General features: G+C 45.7%; 20 protein-coding genes. 12 read left to right on the top strand and 8 right to left on the bottom strand.

The features are described 5' to 3' along the window. Positions 1 to 21: 21 nt before the first annotated feature. The 4 genes from Q7A_RS03930 to Q7A_RS03915 are packed head-to-tail and all read right to left on the bottom strand — an operon-like array spanning position 22 to position 4,808. Positions 22 to 1,134 carry a DUF4340 domain-containing protein gene (locus tag Q7A_RS03930; RefSeq protein ID WP_014706039.1) on the bottom strand — a complete coding sequence of 371 codons (1,113 nt, stop codon included), beginning with the start codon at positions 1,132 to 1,134 and terminating at the stop codon, positions 22 to 24. 54 nt (positions 1,135 to 1,188) lie between these two features. After that, a complete protein-coding gene (locus Q7A_RS03925) occupies positions 1,189 to 3,102 on the bottom strand; it encodes a Gldg family protein (RefSeq protein ID WP_014706038.1) in 1,914 nt (637 codons plus the stop codon). A 15-nt stretch (positions 3,103 to 3,117) separates the two neighbouring features. Continuing rightward, positions 3,118 to 3,858: an ABC transporter permease subunit gene (locus tag Q7A_RS03920; RefSeq protein WP_014706037.1), complete on the bottom strand. Its 741-nt coding sequence runs from the start codon at positions 3,856 to 3,858 to the stop codon at positions 3,118 to 3,120. Further along, complete coding sequence (locus Q7A_RS03915) at positions 3,858 to 4,808, bottom strand: ABC transporter ATP-binding protein (protein ID WP_014706036.1); 951 nt, start codon at positions 4,806 to 4,808, stop codon at positions 3,858 to 3,860. The genes Q7A_RS03920 and Q7A_RS03915 overlap by 1 nt, the downstream gene beginning before the upstream one ends. 263 nt (positions 4,809 to 5,071) lie before the next feature. Between Q7A_RS03915 and Q7A_RS03910 the strand changes: the two genes are divergently transcribed. Beyond that, positions 5,072 to 6,136, top strand: coding sequence for a DUF2333 family protein (locus tag Q7A_RS03910; protein ID WP_014706035.1), 1,065 nt, complete (start codon positions 5,072 to 5,074; stop codon positions 6,134 to 6,136). 120 nt (positions 6,137 to 6,256) lie between these two features. Continuing rightward, complete coding sequence (locus tag Q7A_RS03905; protein ID WP_014706034.1) at positions 6,257 to 7,063, top strand: substrate-binding domain-containing protein; 807 nt, start codon at positions 6,257 to 6,259, stop codon at positions 7,061 to 7,063. 83 nt (positions 7,064 to 7,146) lie between these two features. Here Q7A_RS03905 and Q7A_RS03900 read toward each other — a convergent pair whose 3' ends face one another. The 3 genes from Q7A_RS03900 to moaC form a co-directional block, all read right to left on the bottom strand. Continuing rightward, positions 7,147 to 8,481, bottom strand: a complete 1,335-nt coding sequence (locus tag Q7A_RS03900; protein WP_014706033.1) for an OprO/OprP family phosphate-selective porin — start codon at positions 8,479 to 8,481, stop codon at positions 7,147 to 7,149. A gap of 296 nt (positions 8,482 to 8,777) precedes the next feature. Then, entirely contained in the window at positions 8,778 to 10,103 is a 1,326-nt protein-coding gene (locus Q7A_RS03895; RefSeq protein WP_014706032.1) for an OprO/OprP family phosphate-selective porin, read from the bottom strand. 143 nt (positions 10,104 to 10,246) lie between these two features. Continuing rightward, positions 10,247 to 10,726 carry a cyclic pyranopterin monophosphate synthase MoaC gene (gene moaC / locus Q7A_RS03890; RefSeq protein ID WP_014706031.1) on the bottom strand — a complete coding sequence of 160 codons (480 nt, stop codon included), beginning with the start codon at positions 10,724 to 10,726 and terminating at the stop codon, positions 10,247 to 10,249. Between the two features lie 45 nt (positions 10,727 to 10,771). On the opposite strand from moaC, the gene Q7A_RS03885 reads away from it, so the two are divergent. The 10 genes from Q7A_RS03885 to Q7A_RS03840 all read left to right on the top strand — a co-directional run bounded on the left by Q7A_RS03885 (position 10,772) and on the right by Q7A_RS03840 (position 21,028). Continuing rightward, positions 10,772 to 10,999: a MoaD/ThiS family protein gene (locus Q7A_RS03885; protein WP_014706030.1), complete on the top strand. Its 228-nt coding sequence runs from the start codon at positions 10,772 to 10,774 to the stop codon at positions 10,997 to 10,999. A gap of 2 nt (positions 11,000 to 11,001) precedes the next feature. Next, positions 11,002 to 11,436: a molybdenum cofactor biosynthesis protein MoaE gene (locus Q7A_RS03880; RefSeq protein ID WP_014706029.1), complete on the top strand. Its 435-nt coding sequence runs from the start codon at positions 11,002 to 11,004 to the stop codon at positions 11,434 to 11,436. Positions 11,437 to 11,492: 56 nt separating this feature from the next. Then, positions 11,493 to 12,581 carry a substrate-binding domain-containing protein gene (locus tag Q7A_RS03875; RefSeq protein ID WP_014706028.1) on the top strand — a complete coding sequence of 363 codons (1,089 nt, stop codon included), beginning with the start codon at positions 11,493 to 11,495 and terminating at the stop codon, positions 12,579 to 12,581. Between the two features lie 195 nt (positions 12,582 to 12,776). Further along, entirely contained in the window at positions 12,777 to 13,268 is a 492-nt protein-coding gene (locus tag Q7A_RS03870; RefSeq protein WP_014706027.1) for a formate dehydrogenase subunit gamma, read from the top strand. Continuing rightward, positions 13,268 to 14,815 carry a formate dehydrogenase beta subunit gene (locus tag Q7A_RS03865; RefSeq protein WP_014706026.1) on the top strand — a complete coding sequence of 516 codons (1,548 nt, stop codon included), beginning with the start codon at positions 13,268 to 13,270 and terminating at the stop codon, positions 14,813 to 14,815. Before Q7A_RS03870 ends, Q7A_RS03865 begins: the two co-directional genes overlap by 1 nt. Positions 14,816 to 14,818: 3 nt before the next feature. Further along, positions 14,819 to 17,698 (top strand): formate dehydrogenase subunit alpha, encoded by a 2,880-nt coding sequence (gene fdhF / locus Q7A_RS03860; RefSeq protein ID WP_014706025.1) that lies wholly within the window; start codon positions 14,819 to 14,821, stop codon positions 17,696 to 17,698. Next, positions 17,695 to 18,519 carry a formate dehydrogenase accessory sulfurtransferase FdhD gene (gene fdhD, locus Q7A_RS03855; protein ID WP_014706024.1) on the top strand — a complete coding sequence of 275 codons (825 nt, stop codon included), beginning with the start codon at positions 17,695 to 17,697 and terminating at the stop codon, positions 18,517 to 18,519. The genes fdhF and fdhD overlap by 4 nt, the downstream gene beginning before the upstream one ends. An 11-nt stretch (positions 18,520 to 18,530) precedes the next feature. Further along, positions 18,531 to 18,779 carry a formate dehydrogenase subunit delta gene (locus Q7A_RS03850; protein ID WP_041354342.1) on the top strand — a complete coding sequence of 83 codons (249 nt, stop codon included), beginning with the start codon at positions 18,531 to 18,533 and terminating at the stop codon, positions 18,777 to 18,779. Between the two features lie 68 nt (positions 18,780 to 18,847). Continuing rightward, a complete protein-coding gene (locus tag Q7A_RS03845) occupies positions 18,848 to 20,596 on the top strand; it encodes an OFA family MFS transporter (protein WP_014706022.1) in 1,749 nt (582 codons plus the stop codon). A 60-nt stretch (positions 20,597 to 20,656) separates the two neighbouring features. After that, a complete protein-coding gene (locus Q7A_RS03840) occupies positions 20,657 to 21,028 on the top strand; it encodes an MAPEG family protein (RefSeq protein WP_041354340.1) in 372 nt (123 codons plus the stop codon). On the opposite strand, the gene ubiD is transcribed toward Q7A_RS03840, so the two are convergent. Next, entirely contained in the window at positions 21,017 to 22,501 is a 1,485-nt protein-coding gene (gene ubiD / locus Q7A_RS03835; protein ID WP_014706020.1) for a 4-hydroxy-3-polyprenylbenzoate decarboxylase, read from the bottom strand. The two genes, Q7A_RS03840 and ubiD, sit on opposite strands and share 12 nt — an antisense overlap. Between the last annotated feature and the right edge of the window lie 38 nt (positions 22,502 to 22,539).

Below are 22,539 nucleotides of genomic sequence, written 5' to 3'. Positions count from 1 at the left end.
TGTGCTTGTAAAATGACCAGCTTACTGACCAAAACCACCAGCAGGCATCGGAATGACTTTATCCTGCTCAGTTACGATATCAGCCTTTGCCCGCATCAGGTTATTGCCAACAAAACCTCCCAAACGATAGACCCAGGGCTCAACTTTCGCATTAATTTCAGTAACTTCTTCCTGTACTTGTTCTGGTGTTTTCAGTATGTCGAGACTGGCAATGGCTTCCGGTACTTCAGGCGCAGCATCCGGGGCAAATTCAGCTTTGAACGTAGAAAAGTAAAAACCATCATTAAACGATGTTTGAGCAATAATCTTTAATCCATCATAGGTAAGGAATTCAGCTCTAACAACCTCAGCATCGCCACGGGAAAATTCATCAACGGGTTGTACATCTTCAAGACGCATTTGGTATAAGGTGCCTGCTATATCGTAACCAAGCTGTTCATAGCGAAAAACAGTGTCTTCGCGATCTTCCGGCGTACCGAATTTATCTTTCTGTCCCAGATTTATTAAGGTAGCAGTATTACCATTAGGCTGAATAATATCCACTCTGGCAACACGCTCACGTGCAATATCCACAATCAGCCCATCAATCCAGTTGAGCATCATTGGGCTAAACTGAAAGTAACCTTCCGCCAAGTAGCTACGATCCTCATTTATTCGACGTACATAAAATTGTTGTGGCCCTGACGTCTCAGCACTTAAATCACGGGCTTCCCCCAAAATCAAACCAACCATTTCCTGTTGGCCTTTAAATAATTTAATAACGAATGAACTGCCACCCTGTTCTGCACCTTCCACCCCCAGTACGGGGTATAGCTCTGGATCATTCGTTTTAAGTTCCAGAATACGAGCATCAGCCATATCAACCAGCATCCTTCTGACCAAATCATCATCTGCAGGATAATTATGATAATCGGCAATGAACCACTGTTTATCTGCACGACTGAGGGTAAATTCATCCTGTTCACTTTTAAAAGTGACGTTATCCACATCACTTAGCTGTTCAAACAATTCGGGAAACAGTAATGAAAAATCATCACTGGTATCTTCTGCTTTGTATATGGTGATTAACATCCACACCACCATTATTGCAGTGAGTATGGCGAGGATTGAAAGACTATTAAGTTTTTTCAGCATCTGTAGAACCTGTCTGTTCAGTTTGATACAAGCGTCATTTAACGCATGCAGAATTTACGATTGAAAACGACCCCGAGTACGCTTACGCACTCTTAGCCATCCGGTAATCAGTGCCAGTATCGCCACCACAATCGGAATCAAGCCGATATTGATGAACTTGACCAACGTTTCCAACTGATCGATATCTTTACGCAGGTTACCTTTCACCGCCCGTAATTCTAATTCGGTACGATCAGCAATCGCTCTGAATTCAGCAATTTCTTTTTGTTGTTCCGGTGTCATGATTTCAGCACCTGCACCACTTCGTTCCACCTGCATACGCGCAATACGCTGACGAGTTTGTTGTAATTTATTTTCCAGCTCACGCTCTTTCGCCCGATAAAGCCTTTCGGCTTCGCGTTGTAACGCTTCAACTCGCACAAAAGGACGCGTGAACCCCGTGCGGGCACGAACACTGATAAGCCCTTCTGCACCCGTCAATTCTTCGATGGCATTATGGATAAAGTCGATGTTATTAGAGGTATTAAAAGCTAAATCTTCTCCATAAAAATCCTGCATGATCACCCAAAACCTGTCATCCAACAGATCCACATCTGCAATAGCAATGACATCTATACCGCTTTTAGCTTCATCGAGATGATCGGGCATTTTTATTATTGTTCGGTTATCACCTTGTGCACCATCCGGAAAGGCAGTACGAGCCTGGCCCTCAATACGTACCGCTAATGGATAACTGATTGTTCCGCGTTCATACTTGGTCAGCAAGGCCACCGGATCATTGCGGAATTGCACTACACGTTTATCCACCAGCATGGCCTCATCACTAGAACTCAGCAGGGGCGTTATTTCTGTTGTGGCATCATCCAGAATTTTGAAATGCCCAGCGGTAGCTACGTTAATCTTGCGTAACTTTGATGTGATGCGTTGATCGGAATTCATGTTTTCCTGAGTTAACGCATTCCATAATACGTATTCAATAGGCTGGTTATTACTTTGAGCACCAAAATCCACCTGTCTGGCCGTTTTTCGGTCGGCAACCACATCGGAAGGATTACGTTCAACCCCCCAATTACTCAACAACTCTGGCATATTCGAGCTACGGTTTGCGACCATAGCTGCCATCGGATTGTCCGGATCTTTTTCAGGTACGTCTATTTCTGCATATGGATCCACAAAGGTGATTAACTTCCCACCCTGCAATACATACTGATCGATGGCATATAAAGTCTGGTCTGGCAATTCTTTAGGATGTACGACCATTAACAGATCAACTGATGATGGAATTCGACGTATATCTTCCGGTAACACCGAAACATTAAACATTTCACGCAATTTTCCCATTACTGCCCAGGGTTTTGCTCCACCTTCGGTGTCCAACTGCCCTTTTAGTGGATCGTAGTCTTCGCCATCAATTGGCAACGAACTCATTACCGCTACATTTTTACGTTCTACATCTGACAATTGATAAATCAATCGTGTCAGATCATATTCCAGTACATCTTCCATTTCTGGTTGAAAGAAGCGGATACTTTCCAGACCATCCAGAATATTGGTACCTGCTACACCAAAAAACAACGGATCCGCTTCGCCTTCAATCGGTATGGATTGCAGGCCGTATTGTTTGGCCCGCTGCTCATGGTCAGAAAAGGGTTTAGGATTAATAATTTTCACCTGAATCATGCCACCCGAGGCTCGTTGATACTCCATCAACAATTCCTGTACGCGCTGGGCATAAGCTTTCAAAGAAGGCAAAGCCTGTGCAACCTGTTCTGAATAATAAAAACGCAGCGTAATAGGTTGCTGTAACGATGAAAGAATATTTAATGTTCCTTCTGACAAGGTATAGAGTTTATCTTCAGTTAAATCGACCCGGGCCGATTTAAAATTACCGTTAACCACAATAATAAAAGCGATAAACAGAATAACGGCTAAAATCAAACCGGTTTTGGATAATAGTTGTTTATTCATTGCTGATTTGTGCTCCTAATCGGCTTTACGTGCATTCACTATCAGGGCGTTGGCAAACAACCAGATAGCGATAAGTGCTGCGAAATACAATATGTCACGTAAATCAATTACCCCTTTGGAAATCGCATCAAAGTGGGTCAGAAAACTGAATGAGCTGATTGCGTCAACCAGTGGTTGTGGTGCCCAGCTACTAAAGAAATCCAACACAATGCCATAGCCCGCCAGCACAAATATCAGGCTAACAATCAAGCTCAGCACAAACGCAACAACCTGATTTTTGGTGGAGGCTGATACACAGGAACCGATGGCCAGAAAACCACCGGCCATCAGGAAACTGCCTACAAAACCGGTGAAAATCACGCCGTTATCCGGATTTCCAAGATAATTCACCGTGATCCAAAGCGGGAAATTCAGGATGAGCGCAAGGCCAGTAAACGCCCATGCCGCAAAGAATTTACCCAGTACAGCCTCAAATACCGACACTGGCAAAGTCATTAACAACTCAATTGATCCACTTTTACGTTCTTCGGCCCATAAACGCATCGAAATTGCCGGTATCAACAAAATGTATAACCAGGGATGTAACGAAAAGAAAGGATATAAATCGGCTTCACCACGAGCAAAGAAATTGCCCACATAGAACGTTGAAAAACCAGCCAGCAACAAAAAGATAATAATAAAAACATAGGCAACCGGAGTGGCGAAATAACCACCAAATTCACGTTTCATGATGAACCAGATATTCAGCATATTCATCATTTAACTCCTGCAGTTCTAGGCAAAGTAATACTGCGGAAAACCTCATCAAGGCGACCGCTCTCAGCGTAAAGCGAAGCAATTTCCCATCCCTGTTCACGAATTTTTTCTGACAGGGCGATAGTGATATGGGCGCTGTCTTTTGGGAACACCCGGATACCGTTACCCGCCATCAATAATTCAGTTTCTGCAACAAAATCCAATTCGGCGACATACTGCAACAGTTTGGTGTTATCAATTTCATTGACCGACAGCACGACTGCATTGTGATAGCGTGATTTTTGTTCCAATTCGGCAGGCGTTCCATCAAACACGACTTTTCCACTGGCGATCACCACATTCCGGGTACACAGAGCGTTCACTTCTTCAAGAATATGCGTGGAGATAATAATGGCCTTATCTTCTGCCATTTCATTTATCAACGTACGCACTTCGTGCTTTTGATTCGGGTCCAGCCCATCAGTCGGTTCATCCATTATCAATACTGGCGGATTATGCAGAATCGCCTGTGCCAGACCAACCCGACGTTTGTAACCTTTGGATAAGGTTTCTATCGGTTGATACATCACATTCAGGATGCGGGAGCGTTCTGCAGCGGAAGCTACTGCACGCTTTTTATCCGCTCCGGATAATCCACGGATATCAGCAATAAACTTGAGGAAACTGTCCGGCGTCATATCCGCATAAGCAGGCGCGCCTTCAGGTAAATACCCCAGATTCGCTTTTACCGAAATCGGATCCGTTGAAACATCATAACCACAGACTCTGACCGTACCGCGAGTGGGTGCCAGAAAGCCGGTTATCATCTTCATTGTGGTGGATTTACCTGCGCCATTCGGGCCCAGAAATCCAAGTACCTCGCCTTTACTGACCGAGAATGTCACACCATCCACAGCCCGTATCTCGCCAAAATGCTTGGCCAGATCTTCTATCTCAACTCTGAGTGTCATACTTAAAGCGTCCCCCGCTTCATCAAAAGCATCTTCAAACCGGCCATTATTCAGCCCATTAAGCTATTACGTCAAGCTTAATACATTAAAGTTTTCAGGAATTTTTCCCGCGAGATTACAGGAAAGGTCTCCCGACGTATATCAGGGCACGTTTATCTTTGCAAAATAAAAACAACTTTGAAAAATAAACCGGCTCCATGCATTTTTTTGCAATCAAAAATACGCTATGGTGAAATCTGCCAATTAATTTTTCTGGATGTTTTATGCCCACAAATTCTTTTCTTCAGCGCAGTCGTCAGGTGTGGTGGAATATTATTGATTCATTTCGAGATCCTGACAGCCGACGGCAAATATCCAAAGCTTTACTGCTGATAACCAGCATTATCCTGTTCATTTTTATTGTAATCATGCTTTGGTGGGGTAATCCACCCAGTGCTTTTGACCCTGAGGTAAATGCTCGGAAAATCGCCAGCGAAAAACAACATGAGATGGTCACTGGTTACACCTCCACCGCCACCTTGATCACTATTGCCAATACCTTACTTGATAAGCCTGGTGGTTATTTGACCAACGACGTGATGCCCCCATCCGTGTGGATGGACAATATGCCCAATTGGGAGTTCGGCGTGCTGGTGCAGATTCGTGACTACTCACGATCTCTACGTAACGATATCAGCCGATCCCAGTCACAATCAGCAGAAGATAAAGATCTTATCATTGCCGAACCGCAGTTTAATTTCAATTCGGATTCCTGGCTATTCCCACCGACTGAAAGTGAATATAGGGATGGAATTAAAGCATTGGAAAGCTATCTGGCCCGTTTAGCCGATCCGCAACGCGATGAAGCACAGTTTTATGCACGTGCAGATAATCTAGCAGCGTGGTTAGGTATAGCAGAAAAACGTCTGGGCAGCCTTTCTCAACGTCTCAGTGCCAGTGTCGGTAAGATTCAGATTAATACAGCTTTGGCAGGAGATCCTGAGGCCCATCAGTCAACCCTGACGTCACCTGAACGAGTCACCAAAACACCCTGGTTAGAAATAGATGATGTGTTTTATGAAGCCCGCGGTTCAATCTGGGCAATGATTCATTTGCTTAAAGCAGCAGAACATGATTTTGCCGATGTCTTACAAAAGAAAAACGCGCTTATCAGTTTGCGTCAAATAATACGTGAACTTGAAGCCACCCAAGCAACTGTCTGGAGCCCCATTATCCTCAACGGCAGTGGTTTTGGCTTGTTTGCCAATCATTCATTAGTGATGGCCTCTTATGTGTCACGCGCCAATGCCGCAATGATTGATTTAAGACGTTTGCTGGAGCAGGGCTGATCTCTATTCTCTGAATCAATTGTAAAAACTTCCCTGGAATCAACAAGATTGCTGTTTAAGTATTTTTCGATATATCTTTGAAAATATATTGATATTTATTCTCTACCAAAAGGTACTCATATGAAACGTTTATTGTTCCTCTTTTTACTGTCAAACCTTTTGCTGGCCCCGGTAAAAGCAGAATCATTGCTTAAACTATCAACCACAACCAGTACCGATAATACGGGTTTGCTGGGCGTATTGAATCAGGCTTTTACCGAAGCAACAGACATTAACGTTGCAGTGATTGCCGTTGGCACCGGCCAGGCATTAAAGCTTGGCGCAAATGGAGATGTAGATGTGGCACTGGTGCATGCCCCTAAAGCTGAGCTTGAATATGTCGAAGATGGTTATTTCATTGATCGCCGCTATGTCATGTATAACGATTTTGTCTTAGTTGGTCCGGCAGATGATCCCGCTAGAATCGATTCCGCTGAAACCATTATCGAAGCCATGCAAAAAATTGCTCAAGCCGGTAGTCGTTTTGTTTCGCGCGGAGATGATTCAGGTACCCATAAAAAAGAACGCCAACTTTGGGATGCCGCTGATATCACTCCCACAGGAAACTGGTATGTGCAAGCCGGTCAAGGTATGGGGGCAGTATTGAAAATCGCTGATGAAATGTCGGGATATGCTTTAACAGATCGGGGGACGCAGATTGCCTTTCAGAAAAAAATGCAACTAAAACTTCTGTTTGAAGGAGATGGCATGTTATCCAATCCCTACCACATTATGGCGGTGAATCCTGAGAAACATTCCCATACTCAAATCAACATGGCTAAGCAGTACATGGATTTTGTGACGGGTGAATCGGGTAAACGGATTATCGAGAACTTTAAGGTGAATAATCAGCAATTGTTTTTCACCGCACGACCTGAAACCAAATAATTCTTTCCCGATAAAATAGAAAAGCCGCTGTTAATCTGAACTAACAGCGACTTTTTTATACAACTTTTAATTGAATCTCTGAATTAGAATGCCCATTGGCTGCGAACCTGGAATACATCAGGTTCCTGACCATCAAACGTTCCGCCATCGACATCCAGGACATGTACGTAATTTGCTGAGAACCGTAACATCGGCACGGGATACCAGTTCAGCCCCAAGGTCATTGAATCGGCTTCTCCCCCTTCAATTGCACCATCATTCAGATCCAGTGAGCTGTAACGCATAGCAACTTCCCATGCACCGATACCGCCATCACCCACTCTGCGATTAGGTTTTATGCCACCAAAAACGCCGTTTTTATAAGGACGGGATTCACCGGTAAGCAAATAGCTGCTTTGCAGGTACCAGCCATCAAAATCAGCATCGCTAATATTGTCGCGCTCTACTGAAGCACGAATATATTCTGCCTGGGCAGTAAAAGGCCCCATTACTGTGGCGAATTCCAAACCACTTTTCAGCATCGTATCAGCATTTGCCAAATCATCTGTATCGACTATGCGAACACTTGAAACACTTGTTTCAGAGGCTTGACTGAATCGCACCTCATTATTCGGTTGCAGATCTCGATAATTAAAGCCTAAGCCCAGATGAACCACTTTGCCGGCTTCATTAATAGGTGCCAGCGTTCCTCGGGTACTCCAGCCCCAACCTTCATCTTCATCTCTATCATCTGCATCACGGGTGTCATTGACTGTATCGCCCATCAAAGCTGCAGCCAAAGTCCAATGTTTGCTATTACGAGCTCCCATCACCCCAATATGCCGTCCGGCATTAAAAGCAGTGGGCAAGGCACGTTCCATAAACATGGTGTTATTGGCACTGATCATATAATCCAGACTGAAGGGATCTTTGAAATTACCCGCCATGATTTGGTAGTTCTCAAAACCATTATAGGTAATAAAGGCGTCAGTAATACTGTCGTTATCAAATTCGTATTCCAGTTTGTAACCCCAGTCACGATATAAGGTGCCAGCGAGATATAAACGAGCACGACGGATATCCGTGCCATCCCCCATATCCGGTGAGCCGCCATAAGTGGCAGCATCCACTTGCAGACGACCACCCACTTTGGTCGAAAACTGACCGTCACGGGTTTTGAGCGTTAAGCCGCCATTTGTGGATATTTCGACATCAGAAGGTTTGGTCGCATCGGCCAGCTTTTCATCAAGCTCGGCCTTTTGTTGTTCATTGCTTGCTTTGTTTTCTGCCAGTTCGTTCATTAACCGACCATATTGCTCGTCGGTCACCATGCCATTTTCATGCAGCATATTAATCAGTGTTTCTAATTCGGATGCATGTGATGAAAAGCTGAGCGTTAAGCCAATGGCAGCTGTCAGCAGGTGTTTTTTGAATCGCATAAACGTGTTCCTTTTTAATGGCCAATAAATTTCTGTAATATTATCGACACATTTGGAACCAGCATTACTATTTATTATCAAAAAAAATAGTAATCTTTTGCTATTGTGATGAAGTTCTAATTTATCAAAAATCCTGCACACCAATTAACACTTAACCACGTCTTTAAACATTTTCGCCAACTCCTGGCTAGCTATTTTATTAATGGTTAAGCGCGGTGCATTAGAGATATTATTAATTTAATCTCCCGAGAATTATCTAACAACGAAATTCACTTATGATAATTGTAATATTTCAGCTAAAACGCCCATTGGCTGCGAACCAGAAAAATACGCGGTTCTTGACCTGAACTTGGCCCACCATCAACATTCAGAACATTAATGTAATTGGCAGAAAATCGTAGCATTGGCACTGGATACCAGTTCAGCCCAAAAGTGAGGCTGTCTATTTCGCCACCAATAATATCTTCGTCGGTTAGATCCAGTGTGCTGTAACGCGCGACCAGTTCCCAAGCCCCGACACCACCATCACCCACATGGTGATTTGGTTGCGGACTGCCAAAGTCGCCATTTTCATAGTTCAATGAATCATCGGTCAGAAAAAAACCGCTTTGGATATGTCCCCCAGAAAATCCAACATCCTGCCCCACTGTTCGGCGTACATCGGTCACCATGTACTCGGCCTGAGCAGACCAGCGATTTCCTACTGCTGCCCATTCCACTCCACTTCGGGTATAGGTTCGTGCACCAGGAATAATACCGGTATCAACAATTTCAAAGCCGGCCACTCGGGCTTCGGGCTGCTCATCAAATCTCAATGTCGCCTGATCATTTAAATGCCGGTAAAAAGTGGCCAATCCAAAATGTAAAACCATATTGTTGTGATTGATGGGCGCCATGGTGACGCGTGCACCAACCCCCCATCCTTCATCATTTCGTTCGCGCTGTTCATTGGCATCATCACCGAAAATCCCAGCGGTAGCACTCCAATGCTGCCGTTTGGTATCGGCCATCATACCGATATAACGATCCCCACCAAATGCCCCAAGCAGGCTGCGTTCTATCAACTGCGAATTGGCCGAACTGCTGCGATATTGCAATCCCAAGGGAATTTCCATAAGCCCCATTCTTAAACGAGCTTGAGAAAAACCTGTGTAACCAATATACGAATCTTTTAATTCACCACCATCCGTGAAATCGTAATCTAACTTGTATATCCAATCACTGAATATCCGGCCCGACCACGCGAGGCGAGCACGACGAATATTGGTTCCATCGGCAATCTGTGGCGCGCCATCATAATCGGCGGCATCGATCATTAAGCGCCCCCGCAAGCGGGTTTCAAATTGACCATCAGTGGTGCTAACCCGTAACCCACCTTTAGTGGTGACTTCCACTTCAGGCGGCTGAGTGACTAATTCAAGTTGTTCTGTTATTTGCTGTTTTTCTTTTGCAGATTGCTGCTGGTTTTGTTCCAGCTCGGCCAACAAACGGTCATATTGTTCTTCACTGACCATGTCATTTTCATGCAACATATCAATCAATAAACGTAATTCAGAAGCGTGGCTTACTAGTGGTAAACCGAGAACAAAAACAAACAGCAGTTTTGGAACAAAATTCGACATTGAAAACTCAGCATTAGGTTGTGGGGATTGGGAAAAGCATCACCCGAACTCATAGGAAAAAATCCTAATCACAGTTTAAGCAACGGTTGCTGAATTCAAACTTAATTTCGTAAATGAAGCAGTAACTTGAGTCGTTTTTTCCTTTATACAGAGCGTTGCCAGTGTCCTGATTTACCTCCAGCTTTTTCCTGCAAACAGACATCGGTTATTACCATGCCGCGATCCACCGCTTTGCACATGTCATAGATGGTTAGCAGGGTAATCTGGATGGCGGTTAGTGCTTCCATTTCCACACCCGTTTGCCCGGCAGTAGCAACTTCAGCCTGACAATTAACGGCGTTATTAGCTGCATCAATTTCAAACTCGACAGTCACTTTACTTAATGCCAGCGGATGACATAGCGGAATTAAATCCGAGGTGCGCTTGGCCGCCATAATGCCGGCGATGCGGGCAATACCCAAAACATCACCTTTTTTATGATTGCCCTGCTCGATCAGGTTTAGTGTCTCGGGCAACATAATAATCCGTCCCTTGGCAATTGCTCTGCGTTGTGTCACCGCCTTATCGCCGACATCGACCATATGCGCTTCACCAGATTGATTAAAATGCGTCAATTCTGCCATTTTGAATGTTATCCTTATGTTTTAAACTAGGAAACAATCAACCAGATGTCTATTCAAGTCAAATTTTTTGCCAGTCTGCGAGAAAGCCTGAGGCAGAGTGAGACCGCCGTAGAACATGCCTCCACTGTGACCGAGGTATGGAATCAGGCAACCCAGTCTGCCCCCTTGCCCGATAACTTGCTCGTCGCTATCAATCTTGACTATGCCAATATGCAAAGTCAGGTGAAAGATGGGGATGAAGTTGCCTTTTTCCCACCGGTTACCGGAGGTTAATCATGGCCACGCATATTCTTGATAACGATTTTCAACCCTATCAATGGCTCACTGAATTTTCCCAAAAGATGCCAGCGGGCAGAGATGGTGCTTCAGCCAATTTTATCGGAACCATGCGCAATTATAACGATGATGCTTCGGTACGAACCATGACACTGGAGCATTACCCGGCCATGACTCAGCGGTATCTCGAAAAGCTGGAAAAACACGCTAAAACCGAATGGCCTTTAAATGATTGTCTGATCCTGCACCGTGTGGGGAAAGTATTCCCAGGCGAAGCAATTGTGTTAATTGCTTGTTGGTCAGCACATCGCCGTGCGGCATTGGATGCCTGTAACTGGTTAATCGAAGAACTTAAATACAAAGCACCGTTCTGGAAAAAAGAACAGAATCAGCAAGGCGCGCGTTGGGTGGAATCCAATACCGATGGTTTATAAAAAACAAAAGTCAAATTGATAGCGCATTTTCATCGGCTATCAAACCTGTTTACCCATTGAATATTCAAATCAACTTTCTCTGGCAGATTGAACATGAGGGGAAAACCGTTACCGTGGATCCCGTCTTATTTAGCCTGCTGACCAGCCTTGATCAGCTAGGTTCACTGCAACAAGCTGCATTGCAATGCCAGACCTCCTATAGGCATGCCTGGGGCTTGATGGAGAAAGGAGAAAAACTGTTCGGTTCACCTCTGATTATCAAACACCGTGGTCGTGGCGCCAAATTAACTGAAGCTGGCGAAAAGCTATTACAGGCTCAACGACAATTGCAGGCTCGTCATGCACCTCAACTTGCCAATCAAGCTACTGAACTGGCCCACCAGCTATCGAGTATTCAACAAGCACAGAAAAATTATCACCTAAGAATTTATGCCAGTCACGGTTTAGCCGTCAGCGCGTTACGAGATACCTTGAACCAGCTTCAGGATATGCCAGTTGAATTACACTTTCACGGCAGCCTGGAAAGTCTGCGAGCGTTAAAAGAAAATCAATGTGATATTGCCGGCTTTCATGTACCCGAGGGTGAACTTGGCAAACGTGTTTCATCACAGTATTTGCAACATATTTCGCCGGAAAATCATCGTCTAATCTATCTGGTCAGACGATTGCAAGGGTTAATGGTACCTAAAGACAATCCGCTTTCCATACACTCACTCGCTGACTTAAGCAAGGGCGGCTACCACTTTATTAATCGTCAGAAAGATTCCGGAACACGCCTATTACTGGATCAATTACTCGATCTGCAACACATTGATCCGATGACTATTACAGGTTATAAGCAGGAAGAGTTTACGCATATGGCCGTAGCTGCAATGGTGGCCAGTGGCGCAGCTGACTGTGGTTTTGGTATCGCTGCAGCAGCCCAAAAATTCGGTCTCAACTTTGTTCCTATCCAATGGGAACACTATTGTCTTGCTGTCAATCAGCAGCAATTTGAGCATGAAAGTGTGCAAACCTTGTTTGAATGCGTAAATGGACATGCTTTTCAGAATGCGTTAGTCGATCTTGAGGGTTACCAGCTAGATCGCTGCGGTCAGGAAGTCGCGTTTGAGCAGATTTTCGGAAAAGGTTTTTCCGAAAATTAAGCTAATTCTTTGTATAACTTTTCATCCACTTCTCTTTCTGTCTGATGATCTTTCTCTAAACAAGCTATTTCCCCATAGTCTAAATATGCAATTTTTTGCATATTTTTAAGCTTATTTTACTGTGTTATTGTTTTAAAAACAGTAAAACTAAAACTTTATATGCAAATATATTCATATATAAGCGTGAGGGGAGAAATGAAAACACCTGGGCAATGGCAGATGAAAAACGTCCGTGAAATCATCCAGCAGCTAAAAGAAAAGCCCGGTGCTTTATTACCGGTCTTACATGCTATTCAGCAATATATCGGGCATATTCCAGATAATGTGGTTCCTGTTATTGCTGACGAAATGTTACTCACACGTGCCGAAGTGCATGGGGTTATAAGCTTTTACGCACATTTCCATAATCATCCCACTGGGCAAAACATCGTTGAAATCTGCCGTGGCGAAGCTTGCCAATCTGTAGGCTGTCGTCAATTGGAAAAACACGCAAAAAATACGCTTAATATTGATTATCAGCAAACAACCGATTGCGGCAGTATCACGTTGGAACCCGTTTATTGCCTGGGTAATTGTGCCACTGGTCCTTCAATACGTATTAATGATGATATCCATGGCCGTGTCACCCCGGAACGTTTTGATGAATTGATGGAAAACTGTCGTCAGCATTTGCAGGAGGCAGGCTAATGTCGATACGGATTTTTGTTCCCAGTGATACCACCGCTCGTTCCTTGGGCGCAGATCAGATTGCCACCTTGATTCAAGCTGAGGCATTAAGTCGCGGCATTGACATCACCTTAGTTCGAAATGGCTCTCGAGGGCTGCTATGGCTCGAACCGTTAATCGAAATCGAAACCGACAACGGTCGTCTGGGTTTTGGACCAGTTACCTCAAATGATGTACAGACACTTTTCGAACAAAACTTTTATCTGGGTCAAACACAGCACACTCTCTGTGTGGGACTGGTCGAGCAAATCCCTTATCTGAAAAATCAACAGCGTTTAACTTTTTCCCGTGCTGGTATTACCGATCCATTGTCGCTAGATGATTATCTCGAACATGATGGTTACACCGGTCTGGACAATGCCTTGATAATGACTGGACAACAGATTGTCGATGAAGTAAAAACCTCCGGCTTACGTGGCCGTGGCGGTGCGGCTTTTCCCACAGGCATTAAATGGCAAACTGTTCTGGATACGCCGGACGAACAGAAATATATCGTCTGTAATGCCGATGAAGGTGACTCGGGCACCTTTGCTGATCGGCTGGTGATGGAATGTGACCCTTTCATGCTCATCGAAGGTATGACCATCGCAGGTCTCGCCGTAGGAGCCACTCAAGGCTATATTTATTTACGCTCGGAATACCCTATTGCCCATCAAATATTAACCAAAGCGACTGAAACCGCTTATCAACATGGCTATCTGGGTAGCAATATTCGCGGCAGTCAAAAACACTTTAATTTAGAAGTTCGTTTAGGTGCCGGTGCCTATATCTGCGGTGAAGAAACGTCATTACTCGACAGCCTGGAAGGCAAACGCGGATTAGTCCGGGCCAAACCGCCACTTCCTGCGATTGTCGGTTTATTTGGCAAACCGACGGTCGTCAATAACGTTTTATCTTTGGCAGCCATTCCCTACATTCTCAACAAGGGTGGTCAGGCCTATGCCGATTATGGTGTGGGCCGTTCTCGAGGCACCATGCCGATCCAACTCACTGGCAACGTCAAATATGGCGGCTTGGTCGAACTGGCCTTTGGTATTTCACTGAACAAATTGATGAATGATTTTGGCGGTGGTACCCGTAGCGGTCGACCGTTGAAAGCTGTGCAGGTTGGTGGCCCTTTAGGTGCGTATCTGCCGGAAAATCAGTGGGATACTATTATTGATTATGAAGCTTTTTCCTCTGAACAAGCGGTGCTTGGTCACGGTGGTGTGGTGATGTTTGATGACAGTGTTGATATGGGTGACCAGGCCAGATTTGCGATGGAATTCTGCAAAGTCGAATCCTGTGGCAAATGCACTCCCTGTCGTATTGGGTCCACCAGAGGGGTGGAAGTCATTGATCGGATTCGCGCCGGTGAAAGAACCGAGAGCAATTGGCAACTGCTCGAAGATCTATGCGAGACCATGGTCGATGGCTCTTTGTGCGCCATGGGCAGTATGACGCCAATTCCCGTGCAAAGTGTGATGAAGTTTTTTCCCGACGAACTGCGCCATGAGCGTCAGGAGTAAGTTATGAAAGTAGAAAGATTTAATCCCAACAAAGATTACGGCACACCGGCCCGTCTATCAGAAAAGCTGGTGACGCTGGAAATCGACGGTATTGAAATCTCGGTACCGGAAGGCACTTCCGTCATGCGGGCAGCAGCACTGGTTGATATTAATATTCCAAAACTATGTGCCACCGATAATCTGGAATCGTTCGGATCCTGTCGTTTATGTGCCGTGCAAATTGAAGGCAGACGCGGTTATCCCGCTTCATGCACCACCACAGTGGATGCAGGCATGAAAGTTACGACCCAGAACAAAAAACTGGCTGACTTACGCCGTAATATTATGGAACTGTATATTTCCGATCATCCACTGGATTGCCTGACCTGCCCGGCAAATGGTAACTGCGAATTACAAGATATGGCCGGTGCAGTCGGTCTGCGCGATGTCCGTTACGGCTATGCTGGTGAGAATCATCTGCAAAGCGAAAAAGATCATAGCAATCCCTATTTCGATTTTGATCCAAGCAAATGCATTGTTTGCTCACGTTGCGTAAGGGCCTGTGAAGAAGTGCAAGGTACCTTTGCGTTGACCATTGATGGTCGGGGTTTTGCTTCGGTGGTTTCGCCGAGTCAGCATAATGATTTTATGGACTCTGAATGCGTATCCTGCGGTGCCTGTGTGCAGGCTTGTCCAACCTCCACCCTGATGGAAAAAAACATTGTGGAAATGGGTCAGCCAGAACACAGCATCGTCACTACCTGTGCTTATTGTGGTGTCGGTTGTTCTTTCAAAGCTGAAATGAAAGGTAATCAAGTAGTGCGTATGGTGCCTTACAAAGGTGGCGATGCCAATCATGGTCACTCCTGTGTTAAGGGCCGTTTTGCCTTTGGCTATGCAACCCATCAGGATCGTCTGAAGACGCCAATGATTCGTAATAATATCAACGAACCCTGGCAGGAAGCCAGCTGGGAAAAAGCCATACAGTTCGCGGCCGATAAACTCAAAGGTCTCCAGCAAAAATATGGTCGCAACAGTATTGGTGGCATTACCTCATCACGTTGCACCAATGAGGAGACCTATCTGGTACAAAAAATGATCCGGGCAGCCTTCGGTAATAACAATACAGATACCTGCGCACGTGTTTGCCACTCGCCAACCGGTTATGGTCTTAAAGCCACCTTGGGCGAATCAGCCGGTACGCAGGATTTTGACTCGGTAATGAAATCAGATGTAATCATGGTGCTCGGTGCCAACCCCACCGATGCACATCCGGTATTTGGATCAATGATGCGTCGTCGTCTGCGTGAAGGTGCACAGTTGATCGTAGCCGATCCAAGACATATCGACTTATTGAAAACACCACATCTTAAATCAGCAATACATCTGCCGATCAAACCCGGTTCCAATGTCGCGTTGATCAACTCCTTGGCACATGTTGTGATCACCGAAGGGCTTGAAGATCATGCATTTATTGAGTCGCGCTGTGATATGAAAACCTACGACAAATGGCGTGAATTTATTCGTGACGAAAGACATTCTCCGGAATCTGTTGAAGCGATTACCGGCGTCTCTGCAGAGAAAGTACGCCAGGCAGCTCGCAGCTTCGCCCAAGGTAACAACAGTGCAATCTATTATGGACTAGGAGTCACCGAGCATAGCCAGGGCTCAACTATGGTGATAGGTATCGCCAACCTGGCGATGGCTACTGGTAATCTGGGTCGTGAAGGTGTTGGGGTGAACCCGCTACGTGGTCAGAATAACGTGCAGGGTTCGTGTGATATGGGCTCCTTTCCACATGAATTACCGGGTTATCAACATATTTCCGATGATGCACCACGTGCTCATTTTGAAGCCGCCTGGGGAGTGTCTCTGGATAAAGAGCCTGGCTTACGTATTTCGAACATGTTTGATGCCGCAATTGCCGGAGAGTTTAAGGGCCTTTACGTCCAAGGAGAGGATATCGCCCAATCTGATCCAGACACTCAGCATGTAGAAAAGGCACTACGTTCTCTCGAATGCTTGATTGTGCAAGATCTGTTTTTGAATGAAACTGCCAAATTCGCGCATGTGTTATTGCCGGGATCTTCCTTCTTGGAAAAAGATGGTACTTTCACCAACGCTGAACGCCGGATAAATCGCGTTCGAAAAGTAATACCCCCTCTGGCGGGTAAGGAAGACTGGCAAATCACAATGGATTTAGCCAAAGCATTTGGCTATCCGATGCAGTATAACCATCCATCGGAAATAATGGATGAAATAGCACAGCTCACACCAACTTTTACTGGTGTGAGTTTTAGACTGCTTGACAAATTAGGTAGTATTCAATGGCCTTGTAATAACGATCACCCAACTGGCACACCAACCATGCACGTTGATGATTTTCCGATCGGCAAAGGGCGCTTTATTGTTACTGAATATATCGCCACTGAAGAACGAACCAACAGCCGTTTTCCTTTATTGCTCACTACTGGACGGATTCTGTCGCAATACAATGTGGGAGCACAAACTCGTCGAACCGAAAACCAGCTTTGGCATAAAGAAGATCGTCTGGATATTCATCCTCATGATGCGGAAGTCAGAGGAATAAAAGAAGGCGACTGGGTCGGTATTTCCAGCCGGGCCGGACAGACCGTCTTACGTGCTTGCCTTACCGAAAAAGTATTACCTGGCGTGGTCTACACCACTTTCCATCATCCCGGCAGTGGTGCCAACGTTATCACCACCGATAATTCAGATTGGGCCACCAACTGTCCAGAGTATAAAGTCACAGCAGTCCAGATCGAGCGGGTCACTCAGCCATCCGAATGGCAGAAAAACTTTGAGACATTTAAAGCATTTCAACTGCAGCTTTTAAAGACCCAAAACGACTTAACTTCACCAACCGATTTAACAACGTCATGAACTATGTTTATAAAACCTCATTACCGACTTCTGTTTCAATCTATAGCCCAAACTTGAAACAGACCCGCTGGGGTTCTGATGATGTGGCTGTCGAGGTGCCCGTTGCCCTAGTTTATAACTATATATCACATGTAGTAATGATGGCTTCACCAGCAAATCTTGAGGACTTTGCCATAGGCTTCAGTTTGACTGAAGAAATTGTCGAAGCTCGGGATCAGATTCATCATGTTCATGTCACACAAACAAAATCTGGTATTACTATTCGTTTACAAATCGCCGATGATGCTTTTGAAAAGCTCAAATCTAAACGCCGAAATATGACTGGTCGAACCGGTTGTGGTCTGTGTGGTATCGAATCGCTGAAACAGGCCATCAGACCCATCCCCTCCGTTGAAGCTCCACAGATAAGTCATGATGTCATCACTCAGGCTCTTGAAACCATTCGTGCGCATCAACACATCAGCGGCCTGACAGGTGCAACACATGCAGCAGCATGGTGTTCACTCAAAGGAGATATTAAATTAGCCCGTGAAGATGTCGGTCGCCACAATGCGCTTGATAAATTGATTGGGGCAATGTCAAGCACGTCGCTGGATCGCCATAATGGTTTTATTTTGGTCACCAGCAGGGCCAGCTATGAAATGGTACAAAAAACCTGCATGGCAGGCGCGGGTTGTCTGATCGCTATTTCGGCGCCTACCAGTCTCGCCATTGAACAGGCACGCCAGGCGGGATTACTGTTAATTGGATTTGCCAGAGCAGATAAACAGATTATTTATCATGATCCCCATCAACCTGAGCTTTTAAACCACGTCATTTAAAGAGCAACTCAATGAGCCACGATAGTCATTCCCAAACAGCCACCTTAATAAAAATGATCAATCAGATTGCTGCCAATCTCAGCACTTATGAATCTGCTGAAGCAGCTGAACGCATTGAACAGCATCTTATCCGTTTCTGGACGCCCAAGATGCGTCACGACCTGATAGATGCTGCTACAGATGACACCAACCTTTCACCCTTAGCACGTGATGCGATAAACCGGTTACAAAGCGTGCAGGTACAACAACAATCCGCTTAGCACTCACCCCAAAACCAACGATTACTACTGCAATCAACAGAACCATGAGTATTTCAGGATAAAACATCATGCTGGCCCATCTTCATAAAAGGCATATCGTTGCCAAGCCTGGATTTAATCGTTGGTGGATAGCCCCAGCATCCGTTTTTATTCATCTTTGTATCGGTTCTGTCTATGCATGGAGTATGTTTAATCCGTCATTGATTAAGCAGCTCGGGGTAGTGGCCAGTGCTGCCGATGACTGGCATTTTTCATCAGTGATCTGGATCTTCTCAACTGCCATTGTTTTTCTCGGACTCGCCGCTGCCATTGGTGGCAAATGGCTTGAACAGGTGGGCCCAAGAGCCACCGGATTTCTTGCTGCATGTCTATGGGGTGGTGGTTTTTTAATTAGCAGTCTGGGGCTCTATCTGCATGAACTTTGGTTAATCTATCTGGGCTATGGCGTTATTGGTGGTTGTGGTCTGGGTCTCGCGTACGTGACACCGGTCAGCACCTTAATCCGCTGGTTTCCGGATCGACGGGGCATGGCGACCGGGATTGCCATTATGGGTTTTGGCGGAGGTGCGATTATTGGTGCGCCGTTAAAAGGTTATCTGCTAGCGTTGTTCTATGAAGCTCCCACCTATCTCGGCAAAGCCACGGATTTGGCATTAATCACCGAAAATGGCCGGCGTTTTGTTGAAATGGCAGGAGATAAAGTCGAAGTGGTGGTCGCCACTGCCAAAGATATGGCCACTATGCCATTGCTTGGTCCTGAAGGAGTTTATGTCGTCGGTTCGGGCAGTACCGGAGCAGCTTCGGTATTTCTAACATTGGGCATTGTTTATTTTGTGGTGATGGTGATTGCCGCATTTAGTTTTCGGGTGCCACCAGCAGATTGGAAACCGGCAGGCTGGAATCCAGATCCAAACAAAAAAGCGGCTAAATCACTGATTACTCAAAATCATGTACATATTGATCAGGCACTAAAAACACCACAGCTCTATCAACTGTGGATTATGTTGTGTTTTAACGTCACAGCTGGCATCGGCGTGATTGGTGTGGCGAAGACCATGATCACTGATATTTTTGGCCCTAGTTTGCCGTCAATAGTGGATGCAGGATTCGCCGCCACCTATGTGCTTATGATCAGCGTGTTTAATATGGCGGGACGCTTCTTTTGGTCATCCATGTCGGATTATATTGGCCGGCAAACAACTTACACTATTTTCTTTATGCTCGGTGCGTTGTTATATCTGTCGATTCCCTTTATTGCCATGCAAGCCAGCATTAATCCAGCCGTAGTGTGGTTGATTCTATTTTATGGGGTCACCATGCTGATTTTCACCATGTATGGCGGTGGCTTTGCCACTATTCCCGCCTATCTGGCTGATATCTTCGGTACGTTGCATGTCGGTGGTATTCATGGACGTCTGCTGACGGCCTGGAGCGTCGCTGGCATTCTGGGACCGGTATTACTCACCCATTTACGTGAACAATCGATTTATAAAGCTATTCACAACCTGGCAAATACCGTCGACCCGAATGTATTTCTCAGCCGCTTTGGTGCGCCTATTACAGAACTCGATACCTTGATTCAAACCAGTACCGTTTCGATTGCCTCACTGATGGAAATTGTTCCTGCTGGCACCATGGATCCCACACCAAGTCTCTATAACACCACCATGTATGTGATGGCATCATTGCTGATTGTGGCGCTTATCAGCAACCGCATGATGCGGCCGGTACATACCCATCATCATGTGCAAAACAGTCATTCGCATTGGTGGCAAAAACAGAAAGAAAATAAAGCTGGATCAACGACGGCTGAATAAGGCACCCTAAGACTCTCACTACATGCTTGGGACTAGGGTTTATGCACGCCACCATTATATATCCCACTTGCAGCATTTCTGATCGTCGCTTTAGCACGTAATGTCAATGCGCTGCAACGTCTACATAAAGTGGCATTGGCCGATGGTGGGTATAAAGATCTACTCGCAGCGATTAGGGCGCATGCCAATGCAGTTGAATATCTGCCCATTGGTTTGCTATTGTTAATTGTTTTTGAACTTAACCAGGGCCCAATCTGGTTAATCCATGTACTGGGCAGCCTGTTTATCATTGGTCGAGTAATTCATGCCAATGGTGTCAGCAAAGCCATCATTCCCCGACGAATCATTGGTATGCAATTGACCATCTGGTTATTGATCATTATGGCGGTATTGAATCTGTTAGCTTTAGCCGGTATTCAACTACCGGGCTAAGCTATCTTCATCCAAACCCAACTCTGACCAAATCGCATCAACCCGAGCGACAACTGCCGGATCTTTCTCAATCGGTCTGCCCCACTCGCGGTTGGTTTCGCCGGGCAATTTATTGGTGGCATCCATACCCATTTTGGATCCAAGCCCCGACACCGGAGAAGCAAAATCCAGATAATCAATCGGCGTATTTTCAATTAAAACCGTATCCCGAGCCGGATCCATCCGTGTAGTAATCGCCCAGATTACATCCTGCCAATCGCGTACGTTCACATCATCGTCGACGACAATCACGAATTTTGTATACATAAACTGCCGTAAAAAAGACCAGACGCCCATCATCACCCGCTTGGCATGACCGGCATATTGTTTTTTCATGCTGACCACGGCCATCCGATATGAACAGCCCTCTGGCGGCAGATAAAAATCGATAATCTCCGGAAACTGTTTCTGCAAAATCGGCACAAATACTTCGTTTAACGCCACGCCAAGAATCGCCGGCTCATCCGGCGGACGACCAGTGTAAGTGCTGTGGTAAATCGGATTTTTACGCTGTGTAATGCGTTCAATGGTAAATACCGGAAAGCTATCGACTTCATTGTAATAACCGGTGTGATCGCCATACGGACCTTCCGGTGCCATATCATCCGGATAGATAAAACCTTCTAGCACAATCTCAGCATGGGCAGGCACCTGCAAATCACTGCCGATACATTTCACTAATTCGGTTTTGCTACCACGAAGCAGGCCGGCAAAGGCATATTCAGACAGAGTATCTGGTACAGGCGTCACCGCCCCTAAAATCGTCGCAGGATCACACCCTAATACCACAGCGATTGGAAACGGCTCACCAGGATGCGTTTGCTGCCATTCCTTAAAATCCAGTGCACCACCCCGATGCGATAACCAACGCATAATCACTCGGTTTTTACCAATAACCTGCTGACGATAAATACCCAGATTCTGGCGGGTTTTGTGCGGCCCTTTGGTCACTACCAACCCCCAGGTAATTAGCGGTGCAGCATCTTCCGGCCAACAGAGTTGAATCGGATAATCAGCCAAATCAATGGCATCGCCCTCAATCACCTGCTCCTGACAAGGGGCTTTTTTCACCACCTTCGGGCCCATATTCAAAACCTGACGAAAGATCGGTAACTTATCCCAGGCGTCTTTCATGCCCTTAGGTGGTTCAGGCTCTTTCAAAAACGCCAGTAACTTACCGACTTCGCGCAATGCCTCAACCGAATCCTCACCCATGCCCAGAGCTACCCGTTTTGGCGTACCAAACAGATTAGCTAATACCGGAATCTTGCTGCCTTTCGGGTTCTCAAACAGAATCGCCGGACCACCAGCACGCAACACCCGGTCACAAATCTCCGTCATCTCCAGATGGGGATCTACCTCGGTGGTGATGCGTTTTAGCTCGCCCTGTTTTTCCAGGTTGGTGATGAAGTCTCTTAGGTCGGTGTATTTCATTAGAGTATATTTTTTCTTGTTTGGTTAGGAAGTAGCTT

This window comes from Methylophaga nitratireducenticrescens (assembly GCF_000260985.4).
Taxonomy (GTDB): Bacteria; Pseudomonadota; Gammaproteobacteria; order Nitrosococcales; family Methylophagaceae; genus Methylophaga; species Methylophaga nitratireducenticrescens.
This window is presented reverse-complemented; position numbering and strand designations above follow the sequence as displayed.